We start from the raw sequence: 13,402 nt of genomic DNA on the forward strand, positions 1-13,402 counted from the left end.
CCGTCATCCGGGGCTCCGTACGCTCGCCCGCAGCCAGGCCGCCGCCACCTGCCGGCGGCCGGCCCGCGGTGTCGCGGACAACGTGTCGTATCCGGCCCGGGCGATCGCGGCCGCCGCGGCCCGGCCACCGGCGAGGTAGCCGGACACCGCGAGCCGGGCCCAGCCGCGCAGGCTCGGCAACAGCAGCGCGCCCGCCTCCAGGCAGGCCAGCGCGCGCCCGGTCTCGAACGCCAGCAACGCCCGGACCGCCTCACTCGCCCGGGGCGCGTCCAGGTCCTGCTCGCGGACACCGAACAGCCGCAGGTCCTCCTGCGGGAGGTAGACCCGTCCACGCCGGCGGTCCTCGGCGACGTCCTGCCAGTGCTCCACCAGCTGGAGCCCGGTGCACAGGTGGTCCGACATCTCGATCCGTTCCGGCGTCGCGGCACCGAAGATGTGGAGTACGACCTCGCCCACCGGGTTCGCCGACAGCCGGCAGTAGTCCAGCAACTCCGTGAAGGTGTACCGCGTCACCTGCTGGTCCACGAGGTTGGCTTCCACCAGCCGCAGGAACGGATCGGCGGGTACGCCGAGCTCGGCGACCATGGGCCACAGCCCGGCGACCACCGGGTCGGTGACGGATGCACCATCGGCACCGTCGGCATCGTCGTACAACCGGCGTACCTGTGCCGCGACCTCCAGCAGCGCCACCGTCCGGTCGCCGGGCGCCTCGTCCCCGAGGTCGTCGACGTACCGGGCGTAGCAGTAGAGCGCGTTCAGCTGCCGCCGGACCCGGACCGGAAGCACCCGCAGCGCGACGGGGAAGTTCTCACCCGCCGCCTTGTCCAGCACGGACGCCTCTGGAGTGGGCACATCGATCCTTCGTCGAGCCGGTGCGACCACCCGGACGGCGAACGACGAGGACCGACGAGAACGGACGAGGTCACGACGTCCCAGGGTTGATCTTGGCTAAAGGATCGTTACCCAGGCGGCCGGACTACATAACCGCCTTCGAGCAGGGAGAATTACCGAACGCGCCCACACGGACACGTTCCGGGACCGGTTCACCATGCTTGTCAGGAGGCGCACCGGGCTTCGTCGAACCGCTGGTCCCGCGACCAGCGCCTGGCCCCCTTGCGGTGCGCCTCGGTGGTGCCGCCCCACACCCCGTACATCTCCGGAAGGTTCATGGCGTGCGTCCGGCACTGGTCCCGGACCGGGCACGTCTCGCACACCTCCAGCGCCGTCTGCTCCCTGACCGCGCGTTCGGCCGGGCTCTCGGACTCGTGGCCGTAGAACAGACGGCTCGACAGATCCGCACAGGCAGCCTGGTCGTGCCACCGCGTCCAGGCCTTCGCCGGACGCGCGGAGTTGCTGCGGCCGCCCGGCATGGCTGTTCCTCGCTTGGGCATGTTCTCTTTCTCCTCGCCCGCAGGATGTACGGGCAGTCGACGGGGGCCAGGTCGGCTGCCCGATCAGGGAACCGGTACGGATCCCGACCGCGGCCGTCGAGGCCGGTTCAGGACAGCAGCGGATCGGCGGGATCGGTCAGGTGGAGCACTCGGCCAGCACCGCTCGCGGGGGCGGCCACCCGCATGTCGACACCCAGCCGGCCCGCACACCGTTGGGCCGCGGCCAGGCACTCGACGCCGAACTGGCCGACGAAGCGGGCGTTGTTGAGTCTCAGCAGCAGCACCGGCGGCTGCGCCAGCAGCAGCCACTGCAACTGGCGCTTGAACTGCCGGGCGTTGCCGACGGTGACGTCGCCGGTGACGCTCACCACGGTGTGGCCGTGGCTGTCCGCGTCCCAGGTGACGTCCAGTGCCGACGTACTCACCGGCTGGGGACCCGCCACCAGTGGGCCGGACGTGGGACGACGGGAGGAACGGCCGACGGAATCGGCGCGGGGAAGGGGGATGAGATGACCGGTCACAGCTAGCCTCACCTGAATCGAGATTGCGGCCAAGGTGCGGCTAGCTGTCCAACCATCGTCGGCCTACCCGGGTGGGCCGGCCCCAACCGTAGGACGAAACAAAAAAGATCATCGAAGTTCGTCCGGCCGCCGAGCGTGACGAGAGGTGGCAGGAAGAGGACCCACCTCTGTCCCCGCAGGAGGGCACACCCGATAATCCCGTGGTCGACACCTTTGCGTGCGCCTGACGAGGCGGGCGCACCCGGACCCGAAGGCGGCGATGAGATTGATCCAGTCCTCCGACGGCGAGCGCCTGGCCCGGACCTTCGCAGAGCTTGCCCAGAACCTCTGGGCGGAAGACTCCGAGGAGTCGACTCTCGCTCTCGTCGTCAAGGCCGCCGTCGACTCCGTTCCCGGGGCGACGGCCGCCGGCATCACGATGCGGCACGCACGCGGCCGGATCGACACCCCGGTCGCGACCGCCGACTACATCTACGCGGTGGACGAGGCGCAGTACCGCCTGGACGAGGGCCCCTGTGTCGCGTCCGTGCGCGGAGGAGAGGTCCAGCTGGCCAACGACCTCGCCACCGACGAGCGGTGGCCGAGGTTCGGCCCCGAGGCCCTGCGTCTCGGCGTCAGCGCCATGTTGTCCTTCCGGCTGTTCGCCCGCGACGACACCTTCGGCGCACTCAACCTGTACGCCGACCGGGCCAACGCGTTCACCGACCGTTCGGAAGTGATCGGCCGGATCTTCGCGTCCCACGCGGGCGTCGCCATCGCCGCGACCCGCCAGGCCGACCACCTCCGCGAGGCGCTGGAGACCCGGGCGACGATCGGGGAGGCGCTGGGCATCCTGATGGAGCGGCACCACGTCACCAGCGACGCGGCCTTCACCCTGCTCCGGCAGGCGTCCCAGCAGCGCAACGTCAAGTTGCGCGACGTCGCACGTGAGGTCATCTACACCGGCGAGACACCGTCCGAGTGATTCATGGTGGCCGAGGTCGACCGCTGCCTCAGCCGCTGCCTCGGCCGCGGCCTCAGCCGCTGCGGGAGCCTGTCCTTGCCGGTGTGCCGGCGTCGTGGCCGAGGTCGAGGCTGCCGGTGCCGTCCTCGTTGCGGATCCAGATGGTGCGCTGGGGGAACGGGATGTCGATGCCGGCGGCGTCCAGCGCCTTCTTGATCCGCTCGCGGAACTCGCGCGAGACGGCCCACTGCTGCAGCGGGACCGTCTTGACCGCCACGCGTACGTCGACGCCGTCGGCCCCGACGGACTGCACGCCCCACACCGAGGGGTCCTCCAGCAGGATCCGGTGGTACGCGGGCTCCGCACGCATCCTTCTGCCGGTCTCCTCCAGGATCCGGCGTACCTCGTCGATGTCGGCGTCCCGGGCGACCGAGACGTCGAGCACCGCGCGGGCCCAGCCCTGGCTGTCGTTCTTCACCCGCAGGATCTCGCCGTTGCGTACGTGCCACAGCCCACCGTGCAGGTCGCGGACCCGGGTCAGCCGCAGCCCGACCTCCTCGACGTCACCGACCGCCTCGCCGAGGTCGACCACGTCACCGACGCCGTACTGGTCCTCGACCATGATCAGCATGCCGGACAGGTAGTCGGCCACCAGGCTCTGCGCGCCGAACCCGATGGCCAGCCCGACGACACCGGCACTGGCGAGCAGCGGGCCGAGCGCGATGCCGAGCTGGTCGAGGACCATCGCCATCGCGGTCACCACGATCACGATGGCGGCGATGTTGGCGAGTACGGACCCGATGGTCTGGGCCCGTTGGCGGCGGCGTTCGGAGGCCCGGGAGCGGTCCCGCCACAACACTCCGGAGCCGCGCGAGCGCCCTCCCTCGTCCTCCGGTGCCGACTCCTCCTCCGGCGACTCGATGAACCGCTCGACCACCCTGGTGATGGCACGTTTGGCGACGGTGCGCAACAGCGCCGCCACCACGATGATGAGCAGGATCCGCAGCGGGACACCCACCAGCGCGGCCATGTTGTCGTGCAGCCAGTCCTGCACGAGGCCGGCCTGGCCGGTCAGGTTGGTCAGGCTTGTCAGAACGTACGGTGCCGTTGCAATGTCCATGGTCAGGTGAAAACCTCGGGGTCGACTCGTTGCGTTCGGCATCCCACCTTAGGAGATCACCATCAGCCGTCGAGCCCGGTGGGCATGTGGACCGGTCCGAACCGGCTACCCGCCCGTTCGGTAGACCGCGATTTCGGTCATCGTCGGCGTGTAGACCTCGGTGGAGATCCGGCCCGTGAGCGCCACCCGGAGCCGGGAGGTGGTGACGCTGCCGAAGCCGCTCACGGTGCGGTCGTGGCCGATGCCGTCGTCACGACTCGCGAACGTCACCCAGGTGCCGGCGCCGGCGTCCCACCGCTGCAGTTCGTACGTCCGCACCCGCGGGTTGGTGCCCGCGTCGGTGTACTCGTCCAGGTAGACCTCGTCGAAGGTGGTGTCCGCACCGAGGTCGATGTCGAGGGTGATCGGGTACGCCGCGTCGTCGGCGGCGGCCCAGCGGGTCGTGTCGTCGCCGTCGGTGAGGTTCGCGGCGACCAGCGTCCCGTTCCCGCCGGGATGGGTGGAGCTCGCCTCGACCGGCCTGCCCAGCGCCAGGTTGGTCCGGCCGTCGCCGGGCTCGTCCTCGATCGGGTCGTGGTCGACCGGGTTGTCGACCCTCTCCCCCACCCGGCTCTCGGCGATGCCGATGTCCGGTGCGTCGCCGTAGTAGACGTGGGTGCCGAGGAAGTCCTGCGTACCCAGGTGGGGGTTGTAGCGGCCGGCGTCGACCAGTGGCGAGCCCGACCGCAGCCGGAAGTGCGCCGCCGCCTGGCGGATCCGCTCCACGCCCGCACCGGTGACGTAGTCGTCCGGGCGGCCGACGAACATCGGGTCGGCCCGCAGCCCGCTCGGGTCGGCCGGCTCCTGGGCCGAATGGGTGCCGCTCGCCTCGTAGTAGTCGTTGTGGGAGAACACCGCGTGCCGCAGGGCGCCGGTGCGGCGGTACCACGGCGTCTGTGTGGACTTCGAGGAGTTGTAGAAGACGTTGTTCAGGAAGTAGACCGTGCTCAGGAACGTCTCGTCGTGGAAGTAGTCGAGGTCGGCGCCGTCGTAGACGAAGGTGTTGTTGGCGAAGTAGGTCGGCGAGTAGTTCGTCGACAGCATGTTCTTCACCAGCACGCCGTTGTCGTTCACGCTCAGGTTGTACCGCGCGACCGAGTTCGAGCTGTTGCCCATGTACGACATCCAGCCCGCGGGGTTGTCGTGTGAGTAGTTGAACTGGTAGGTGACGTTGAAGTTCGTGTACTCGAGGTCCCACGGTGTGCCGTCGAACTCGTTGTGGGGGCCGCCGTAGACCTCGTTGTACTGCATGACCGAATCCGCGCCGGCCCACAGGTAGAGCGCCACCGACACCGAGCCGTAGCGCTCCAGGAAACCGTTCACCTCGTTGTACTCGACCGTCATGTTCTTGGTGTTGGCGAGCTGGATCGCGCCCTGGCCGATGCTCTCGGCGTAGTTGTGGCCGATGTAGACGTCTCGGCTGTAGAGGTCACGGGTGCGCACCCAGAGCTGTTCCCAGCCCTCGTGGAACTTCCCGTTCTCGTCGTACTGCCCCGCGTCGGCTCCGTCGGCGGCGAACCAGTTGAACGCGAACTGGATGGCGTGCAGCTCGACGTTCTCGAACGTGTTGTTCTCGATCCGGACGTCCTTGAAGTGGTAGCCGCCGGGAGCGTAGTCCTTGTAGCTGCGGGCGCCGAACACCTGGAAGTTGACGGCGCCGTAGTGGATGCGCTGCCAGTAGCTCGGCCCGTCGAGGTTGTGGACGTACACGTCGGAGATCCGGAAGTGGTCCATGATGCTGTCCGCGCCGGCCGGAAGCAGGTCGGCGTTGATCGACACCATGATGCCGTCGCGGACGTAGGCGCCTTCGGTGATGTCGGTGGCGAAGTCGTCGTCGTTGGAGAGCTCGACGTTGTTGATCTCGTAGTACTGCTGGTTGCGCAGCACGATGGCGCCGGTCAGGCCGACCGTCTGGGGGTTCTTCGTACCATCGGCCCGCAGCGGGCTGGGAACGTTCCCGTTCGTGGCGATGTAGGGCCTGCCGGCCTCCGGATCGCCGTACGCCGAGATGGTGATCGGCTTACCTGTGCTGCCGGATCCCTTGGGCCACAGCTGTTCGTCGTTCCACTGCTCGCCCGCCCTGAGCAGGATGCGGTCACCGGGCCGGAAGGTTTTCGCGTTCGCCGTGGCCAGACTGCGCCACGCCGTCGTCGGCGAGGTTCCGGTGGCGGTGTCCGAACCATGCGTGGCATCGAGGAAGTAGTCAGTCCCGCCAGTTCTGTTCGGTGAGTTGCCGGGCCAGTTCCTCTGGCCGCCGGAGGTGTCCGCCCGGTCCGCGGCGGCTGTCAAGGCCGGCTTGTCGACGGCGGCGATCGCGGTGTTGTCGGCCTCGACCTTCGTGTTCTTCTCCTGTTGCCGGAGGAGCGCCGCGAACTTCCGGTCCACCAGGGACTGCCGGATGCGCGGGGAGTACGCCTTCAGCGCGGCCTTCTCGTCGACGGTCCGGCTGCGGAGCTCGTAGAACGTGAGCTGGTTCGCACCGGTGACCGGCGCGGAGATCCGGCCCGGCGCGAGCCGTCCCAGCACCCCGGCGAGTTCCTGGTCGTGCGCGCTCGGCCCGGCCGAACGCCCGTGGAACGTGCCGGTGGTGAGCTCGGCGCCGCGCAGCTTCCCGGCGGAGTCGGCGAGGTGGCCGGAGGTGGTCACCTCGCGCTTCAGGCGGGCCGTGGCCTCCGCCGACGCGCCCTTCGGCACCGCGACCACCAGCCGGGTGTAGCGGTAGGTGGTCGCGTTGGCGCTCCAGGCCCTGCGGTCGGCATCGTAGGCATGCCGTACGTCGGCGTCACTCACCCCGAGCGGGCCGCCGGGCTTCGCGGCCAGACGCTTCTTCAGCGCGGTCCTGACCTCGGTGAGCCGGTGCGAGTAGTACTCCTCCGCTGTGAACCTCCGCGGGCCGTGGACGGGCCGGCCCGTCGCGGCGGCTTCGGCCCGCCGGTGGTTCTCGGCCGCGAGCTCGGCCTGGAAAGCCTGGTAGCCGACCGGTACGTCGAGTCCGTACCTGTCCGCGAGGAGAATGGTCGCCCTCTCGCGCCGGATCTCTTCCAGCGCACGGGAAGTGAGCCGCTCGAGGGCAGATCGGTCTCCCACCCGCGCATCCCAGTCGACCGTGCCCTTCAGGTGGTACTTGTGGTGCAGCTCGTTCTGCACTGCCGGAGCGAGCCGGCGCATGTGGAAGAGCAGTTCGTCACGGCTCACCGGGTGCCCGTCGACGGACGCCACCTTCTCGGCTCGGTCCGTCCGGTCGGCAGCCGCGACGCTCGCGGTCGACGCCGCGACGACGAGCGCGCACACGCCTGCCAGGACCGCCCTCGCAAGCCGGCACACTCGGCCATGCTCTTCACCAGACACGTCAGTGCCCCTTCGTCGGAAGCGTTCGCCTGTGTCGCTCAGGGCCGGGAGAAGCGTTCCATGACGTCCCGGAACATCGAGTCGAAGGAGCTGCCGCCGGTCACCGTCTCGGCCCGTCCCTGCAAGGACGTCGTGACGGTGAACTGTCGCGCCTGACGGTCGGCGTCCTGCACCGCCTGCACGACGGCGGCCGCCAGATCCTCCCGGTCGAGCCGTCGTTTGGCGAGCAGGTGGATGTCGAGCTCGAGTTGGCCGTTCGTCACCACCGCCTTCACCAGGCCGTCGGCGGCCGTCCCCTCGAAGGACCTGGAGCGGTGCTCCTCGAGTTGCTCGGTCGCCTCGGTGATCGACCGGCCGAGCTCGTTCATGACCGCTTCGAGGTTCAGCTCGTCCATCCGGACTCCTTCGTCGCCTGTCGCCATGCCTCGCGAGGGTCGGCCGGGTCCGGCGCTTCCTCCAGGTCGAAGCCCGCCGTCTCCTTCAACGCCGACATCATGCCCGCGGCCATGCCCAGGCGGGCGTTCTGGATCGCCTCCCTGCAGGCGGCGGCGAGCTCGGTGGCGTCGAGGTCCCTCATCGCCTGCGGAGTGATCTCGACGCCGACGAGCTCACCGCTTCCGGAAACACCGGCCGAGACGGTCCCCGACTCGTCGGTCGCCTCGAACGTCTGCTCCTGAGCCCGGCCGACCGCTGCGAGGACCTGGTCGACCCGGGCCTGAACCGCTTCCAGGTCGCGGCGAAGATCTCCGGTCATCGCGATCCCCAGCTGCGCCGCGGCGGACGCGTGCGCCTCATGCTCGGACACGTCTGGCATCCCTTCGCCGGCGGGCGATGTCACCCTCGTGGTCGGCTGGATTCGCACACGTGGACATCACGGCTTGTTCCAACCCGAGGGGTCCTTTATGACGGAGTCGAGCTCGCGGCGCTTGGCTTCCAGCGAGCCGGTGTCCAGCTTCTTCTTCTCCGTCCCGAGAGCGGCGACGAGCTCCTGGTAGGCGTTGGTGAGCGTGCCCTTCTGCGCGGCGAGCTGGGACATCGTGGACAGCATGTCCTTGACCATGTCCACGAGGTAACCCGCCCAGATGCCGATGACGGCCCACCGAAGGCCGACGGCGATGGCCATTCCCGCGTACGGGATGGCCTCGGCGGCCTTCGCGGCGATACAGCCGATGATCGCCGCGGCAGTGGCGGCGAAGTAGGAGATGACCGCGGGGCCCAGTGCCTGGCTCACGGCGGAGGTGACCTGGCCGGCGGTGTCGGCGAAGTTCTTCATTGCGTCGACGGTCGTCAGGATCTTCGACTTGAAGTAGTTGACGAACGCGTCCGCGGCGGGGCCTTCCCACATGACGTCCACGCCGCCGAGACTCTTGTTGAACTTCTCGTTGACCAGGTCGTCGAGGTCACCCTTGAGATCGATGAAGTAGGTCTCCAGGGCGTTCCACTTCTCGGTCGCCTCGTCGAACGGGAACGGCAGCTTGAGGTTCAGGGCGAACACACCCGAAGCCAGGATGATGACGAGCGGGCCCGCACCGGACTGTTCCGACACCATCGCCAGAGCGGTGCCGGATCCGACGACGGCAACTGCGAGCCCGAGGTTCGAAAGAACGTCTCCGGTGCCGTATGTGCCTTCGGACATTGAACACTTCCCCCGTCAGTGTCTCAACTTGGTGTCAGCGGTGTCGAAGTCCTTCCCGTGCTGCTCTTCCATCCGCTGGTAGTAGTCGGCGACGGACTTGACGGTGCCCCCGAGAGCCTTGAGCACCTCACCCAGCGCCTTCGCCGCGTCCTCGGCGGACTGCCTGGTCTGCTCGTAGCTGTCGCCGAGACCGGAGAAGAGCGGAAACGCGATATCTTCGATCTTCAACGCTTTGATCCTGGGGTTGACCTCGTGATCGAAGTCGGTGTCCCCGAGAGCCTTGGCCAGCTCCTGCAACTTCTTCGTGTTGTTCGATACGTCGGCCACGTGCACCTCCCGTGATGTCCTGCACTCGCCGAATCGGTGAGCAGCCTCTCACATTTTGGTCGCGTTTCGACAGACACAGCTGCCGGTCCGGTGGACAAGCTCGGCCCCTCACGTGCGATATAACGTGAGGCATGCGCGAGGGGAACGTTCGGACTGCCTTCGGGCTCCGCCCGGGGATACGCTCACGGTCGGTCGTGACCGTCGCCGTCGGCTCGGTCGGCTTCTGCGCCGCTGTCATCCTGCGCGTGCTCGGCGGGCCGTTGGCGCCGGCCGTCATACTCGGCGTCTGCGGGCTCGCCGCGATGGCGGTCGGGATCCACGTCCACCGGATCTGGCGGGACCCGTACCACCTGAAGCTGTCGCCCGCCGGCATCGACCTGCAGTATCGCGGCCATCGAATTCACCTGCCCTGGAACGACATCGACCGCTGGGATGTCGGCAACACCTCCGCCACCTCACCGAGGTACGGCCGGGATGTCGTCATGGCGTGGCCGGCACCTTCGGTGGCGGAGCCCATGGCCGAACCCCGTGGTGTTCTCTGGCGTCGTGACCTCTCCTGCTGGCAGGTGTGCGAGCCGGCACTCACCGACGGCTCCACCGCCGAGGTGGTCGCGGCGTTCGAGACGTTCGCACCGGACAAACGTCCGAGGCCCTGAGGGTCACGTACGCCGGTGGGCCACGTCAGCCTTTGACGGCCCTGACCACGTAGACGGCGGGCACACGGGTGGCCGTGTCGCCCAGGCCTTCGTACATCTGCGCGACGGGCGCCTCGAAGAACTCCTCGATGTGCAGACCGGCACGCATCAGGCTCATGACGACGTCACTGACCGGCCACACGAACGCGTCGAACTTCGTGTCCGGTGTGGACCCGGCGGGACGCTTGGCCTGGTCGTACGTCTGTTGCGTCGGGTTGCCGCGGCCGAAGTAGTCAACGGTCACCTCGACTCCCCCGGCCCGGACTCCGAGCACCTCCCACACGGGATGGTGTTCGCACAACAGGAACGTGCCACCCGGACTCAGCCGCTCCATGACTGTCGCTGCCCACCGGTCGAGGTCGGGCAGCCAGCACACCACTCCCCAGCTCGCGTAGATGACGTCGAAGTCCCGCAGGTCCGCAGGCAACTCGTACAGGTCCGCGACGACGAACCGCGCGTTCGCTCCGGTCTGCTGTGCAAGGGCGTTCGCGTTCTCGATCCCCACGTGGCTGATGTCGATGCCGGTCACCGACGCGCCGCGGAACGCCCACGAGATCGAGTCGTTGCCGTTGGCGCAGGCGAGGTGCAGCATCCGTTTGCCGGCGACGTCCGGGAGGAGTCCCGGCTCGAAGTTGTCGAGGGTGCTGCCGCCGTCGAGAAAGAACGCGGCCGGTTGAGCCGGCCGAGCCGGTGCGATCTCGTCCCAGCTGCGCTGGTTCGATCTGGTGTAGCCGAGGATCCGGTCCATTGCGCGACCGTACCCACCGCCCCGTCGGCCGCCAACCGATTAGTTGGCCTCCGTCGTACGGCGGGGTTCAGCGGAAGGCGGAGGTGGTCCCGACGTGGTTTCGATCACCGACTTGGGCTCCTCCTCCCGCCGATGTCTCCCCCCGCTCGGACCGGGAGCAGGAGGGGGTATTGGCACGAAGAGCATCAACTTGGTCCAGCTGATGGTCCAGACCAGCATGCCGACGGGGTAATGCCACCAAGGCCAGGGCGACACGAAAACGAACAACCCGACGCACCACACGCCCACCCAGCAGAGCCAGCCGAGAGCACGGCGCGGCGTACTGAAAATCCATCTGAAGGACCGCTCCCCGTTGGACCACATCCCGCCCATGCGTCATGGTAGCCGCGAAGATCATCTCCGGCCCGCGTCTTCTTCCAGCTCATCCGCGGCGGCCACGCCGGCCGGCGGTTCGGACGGGGTGGTGCTCCTCCCGCCCTGCCTGTGTTTGCCCCTGCTGGGGACCGGAGGGCGAGAATGAATGATCTGGTCCGCACCGAACGTCCCGACGAAAAAGAGCACCCCGCCAAGGAGGTAGTGCCACCAGGGCCACGAGTAGGCGTTGGCTATACCCCATCCCGTGCACATCACGGCCATCCAGCAGAGCCACCGAAGAGCTCGGCGTGGCTTACCGAAAACCCATCGGAAGGCCCACTTCACTTCGGACCAACGCGCACCCATGCGTCATGGTAGACGCGACGATGATCTTCGTCCCGAGACTTCTTCCAACTCATCCGTCACCGTTGAGCAGCCTCCGACCGGACGTAGGCAGGTTACCGACGGCGGCGCGGACGTGGTCCCTTCCCCACTGCGTCGAGGGCGGGCACGAGTGGCGCGAGTGCGGCGCGTAGCAAGTCGGGCAGCGAGCCGGACGGTACAACGAGTCCGCCGGACGAAGTGGACTCGGTGGCCGCTCGCAACCAGCGCCGGAGAGCGACCCGAACGGCGGCGGAGACGCTCGCGGCCAGCACCTGGGCGCTGAGGTCGTCGTCTCCTTTCAACTGCTCCGCGAACACGGCGGCGAGCGGATCCTCCATCGCGGCCGCGGACTCCACGAACGCGTTCCGAAGGCTGGAGCGGCCGGTGATCAGCAACATCGCACCGCGCGCCCGGTCGTCCGGGGCTGTGTACTGCTCGACCACGGCCGCGACCACCGCCTCGGCGAGCGACGCGTCGGCCAGCCGAGCCGTCACCGCCGCGGCGACCCGGGCCTCGCGTTCGGCGGTGACCGCCGCGATGATCGCCTGGTCCCTGCTGGAGAAGTAGTTGTTGTACGTCCTCGGCGAGACCCCGGCCGCCTCGGCGATGTCGTCCACCCGGACGTTGTCCGGTCCGCGCTCCACCGCCAGTCGTAGCGCCGCGGCGCGCAGGGCCTCCCGGGTCGCCTGCTTCTTCTGCTCGCGCAGGCCCGTCCGTCGATCTGTCACGGCCCCAGCATTCCACACCCTCGATGCGTACGCGCAATCTTGCGTACACGCACTTTTAAGCTAGGGTCGTCCTGACGCCATGCGGATTCCCTTCGGCGGGAGCGTCCGCGGACCGAACCAGCAGGAAGGTAGTAGTCCCATGCGGGCAAGAGGAATCAGCTACGACACCGGCTTCATCCGGAACGGCGGCACCTCCCGGAAGCACTTCGACCCCGAGATCGTCAGGCGTGAACTCGGCATCATCCGTGACGACCTGCACTGCACCGCCGTGCGGATCATCGGCGGCGATCCGGAGCGGCTGGACCTGGCGGCGAAGCATGCCGCCGACCTCGGTCTGGAGGTGTGGTTCTCGCCGTACCCGCTCGAACTCACCGCGGACCGGATGCTCGCCCTCTTCGCCGACTGTGCGGAGCGCGCCGAACGGATCCGACAGCGGGGAGGTGAGGTGGTCTTCGTCGCGGGGGCCGAGTTGAGCCTGATGAATCCCGGGTTCCTTCCCGGTGGCACCGTCGAGGAACGCCTCGAGGGACTGCTCGGTGACCGGGACCGCATGCCCGAGCGGATCGCCACCCTCAGCGCCGGCGTGAACGACTTCCTCCGCCAAACCGTGAAAGTCGTCCGCGAACGCTTCACAGGAAGAATCACCTACGCCGCCATCCCGCTCGAACGCGTCGACTGGGCGCCCTTCGACATCGTGGGCGCGGACCTCTACCGCTCCCCCGAGGTGGCGGACCAGTTCGCCGACGGTGTGCGAGCGCTTGTGGCGCAGGGAAAACCGGTCGCGATCACTGAGTTCGGGTCAGCCTGCTTTCGTGGTGCCGGCGATCTGGGCGCCCGCTTCATGGAGATCGCCGAGTATGACAGGACCACCGGCGCTCTCCTTCGGCTGAACGGCGAGTACGCCCGCGACGAGGCGGGTCAGGCCCGGTATCTGCGCGAGTTGCTGGAGATCTTCGACACCGCCGGCGTCGATGCCACCTTCGTCTTCCTCTTCGCACTCGAAAGCCATCCGCACCGCCCCGACGGCGACCCACGCGACGACCTGGACCTGGCCAGTCCCGCCATCGTCAAGGTCCTGGAGGGCCGCGACGGCGAGACCTACCCGGGCCTGGCCTGGGAACCGAAGGCGGCCTTCACCGCCGTCGCGGACTACTACGGCGGCTGACAG

At 68.4% G+C, this 13,402-nt stretch carries 14 protein-coding genes; 3 read left to right on the top strand and 11 right to left on the bottom strand.

Annotation, left to right across the window (positions count from 1 at the left end):
• Nucleotides 1–3: 3 nt before the first annotated feature.
• From hpnC to FHR37_RS15530, 3 genes are all read right to left on the bottom strand, one after another.
• Nucleotides 4–852 (bottom strand): squalene synthase HpnC, encoded by an 849-nt coding sequence (gene hpnC / locus FHR37_RS15520; protein ID WP_092889239.1) that lies wholly within the window; start codon nt 850–852, stop codon nt 4–6.
• A 203-nt stretch (nt 853–1,055) separates the two neighbouring features.
• Complete coding sequence (locus FHR37_RS15525) at nt 1,056–1,391, bottom strand: WhiB family transcriptional regulator (protein ID WP_237769092.1); 336 nt, start codon at nt 1,389–1,391, stop codon at nt 1,056–1,058.
• 107 nt (nt 1,392–1,498) lie between these two features.
• On the bottom strand, nt 1,499–1,816 hold the full coding sequence (locus FHR37_RS15530; RefSeq protein WP_139239200.1) for an STAS domain-containing protein: 318 nt from the start codon (nt 1,814–1,816) through the stop codon (nt 1,499–1,501).
• 355 nt (nt 1,817–2,171) lie between these two features.
• Here FHR37_RS15530 and FHR37_RS15535 point away from each other — a divergent pair, with 355 nt between their 5' ends.
• Entirely contained in the window at nt 2,172–2,876 is a 705-nt protein-coding gene (locus FHR37_RS15535; RefSeq protein WP_139239199.1) for a GAF and ANTAR domain-containing protein, read from the top strand.
• Nucleotides 2,877–2,928: 52 nt separating this feature from the next.
• Here FHR37_RS15535 and FHR37_RS15540 read toward each other — a convergent pair whose 3' ends face one another.
• From FHR37_RS15540 to FHR37_RS15565, 6 genes are all read right to left on the bottom strand, one after another.
• Nucleotides 2,929–3,975: a mechanosensitive ion channel family protein gene (locus FHR37_RS15540; RefSeq protein ID WP_092889227.1), complete on the bottom strand. Its 1,047-nt coding sequence runs from the start codon at nt 3,973–3,975 to the stop codon at nt 2,929–2,931.
• A 105-nt stretch (nt 3,976–4,080) separates the two neighbouring features.
• Nucleotides 4,081–7,305, bottom strand: a complete 3,225-nt coding sequence (locus FHR37_RS33145; protein WP_092889224.1) for a discoidin domain-containing protein — start codon at nt 7,303–7,305, stop codon at nt 4,081–4,083.
• A 95-nt stretch (nt 7,306–7,400) separates the two neighbouring features.
• A complete protein-coding gene (locus FHR37_RS15550; protein ID WP_175542800.1) occupies nt 7,401–7,757 on the bottom strand; it encodes a YbaB/EbfC family nucleoid-associated protein in 357 nt (118 codons plus the stop codon).
• Complete coding sequence (locus FHR37_RS15555; RefSeq protein ID WP_175542799.1) at nt 7,745–8,167, bottom strand: YbaB/EbfC family nucleoid-associated protein; 423 nt, start codon at nt 8,165–8,167, stop codon at nt 7,745–7,747. Before FHR37_RS15555 ends, FHR37_RS15550 begins: the two co-directional genes overlap by 13 nt.
• A 66-nt stretch (nt 8,168–8,233) precedes the next feature.
• Complete coding sequence (locus FHR37_RS15560) at nt 8,234–8,998, bottom strand: hypothetical protein (RefSeq protein WP_092889215.1); 765 nt, start codon at nt 8,996–8,998, stop codon at nt 8,234–8,236.
• Between the two features lie 15 nt (nt 8,999–9,013).
• On the bottom strand, nt 9,014–9,325 hold the full coding sequence (locus FHR37_RS15565; RefSeq protein WP_139239197.1) for a hypothetical protein: 312 nt from the start codon (nt 9,323–9,325) through the stop codon (nt 9,014–9,016).
• Between the two features lie 194 nt (nt 9,326–9,519).
• Here FHR37_RS15565 and FHR37_RS15570 point away from each other — a divergent pair, with 194 nt between their 5' ends.
• Nucleotides 9,520–9,981, top strand: a complete 462-nt coding sequence (locus FHR37_RS15570) for a hypothetical protein (protein WP_092889210.1) — start codon at nt 9,520–9,522, stop codon at nt 9,979–9,981.
• Between the two features lie 25 nt (nt 9,982–10,006).
• Here the strand turns inward: FHR37_RS15570 and FHR37_RS15575 are convergent, their stop codons facing one another.
• Both FHR37_RS15575 and FHR37_RS15580 read right to left on the bottom strand, forming a co-directional pair.
• Entirely contained in the window at nt 10,007–10,768 is a 762-nt protein-coding gene (locus tag FHR37_RS15575) for a class I SAM-dependent methyltransferase (protein WP_092889207.1), read from the bottom strand.
• Nucleotides 10,769–11,580: 812 nt separating this feature from the next.
• The gene (locus FHR37_RS15580; RefSeq protein WP_092889205.1) at nt 11,581–12,234 is read right to left on the bottom strand and encodes a TetR/AcrR family transcriptional regulator; all 654 of its coding nucleotides are present in this window, start codon (nt 12,232–12,234) and stop codon (nt 11,581–11,583) included.
• Between the two features lie 139 nt (nt 12,235–12,373).
• Between FHR37_RS15580 and FHR37_RS15585 the strand changes: the two genes are divergently transcribed.
• Nucleotides 12,374–13,399, top strand: coding sequence for a hypothetical protein (locus FHR37_RS15585; protein WP_092889202.1), 1,026 nt, complete (start codon nt 12,374–12,376; stop codon nt 13,397–13,399).
• Nucleotides 13,400–13,402: the final 3 nt, after the last annotated feature.

Source organism: Actinopolymorpha cephalotaxi, assembly GCF_013408535.1.
Classification (GTDB): Bacteria; Actinomycetota; Actinomycetes; order Propionibacteriales; family Actinopolymorphaceae; genus Actinopolymorpha; species Actinopolymorpha cephalotaxi.

Bases quoted from the DNA above. Each gene is read 5' to 3' on its own strand.
- FHR37_RS15585 (WP_092889202.1), top strand. From the start codon at position 12,374: ATGCGGGCAAGAGGAATCAGCTACGACACCGGCTTCATCCGGAACGGC.
- FHR37_RS15535 (WP_139239199.1), top strand. From the start codon at position 2,172: ATGAGATTGATCCAGTCCTCCGACGGCGAGCGCCTGGCCCGGACCTTC.
- FHR37_RS15560 (WP_092889215.1), bottom strand. From the start codon at position 8,998: ATGTCCGAAGGCACATACGGCACCGGAGACGTTCTTTCGAACCTCGGG.
- FHR37_RS15525 (WP_237769092.1), bottom strand. From the start codon at position 1,391: ATGCCCAAGCGAGGAACAGCCATGCCGGGCGGCCGCAGCAACTCCGCG.
- FHR37_RS15575 (WP_092889207.1), bottom strand. From the start codon at position 10,768: ATGGACCGGATCCTCGGCTACACCAGATCGAACCAGCGCAGCTGGGAC.
- FHR37_RS15540 (WP_092889227.1), bottom strand. From the start codon at position 3,975: ATGGACATTGCAACGGCACCGTACGTTCTGACAAGCCTGACCAACCTG.
- FHR37_RS15550 (WP_175542800.1), bottom strand. From the start codon at position 7,757: ATGGACGAGCTGAACCTCGAAGCGGTCATGAACGAGCTCGGCCGGTCG.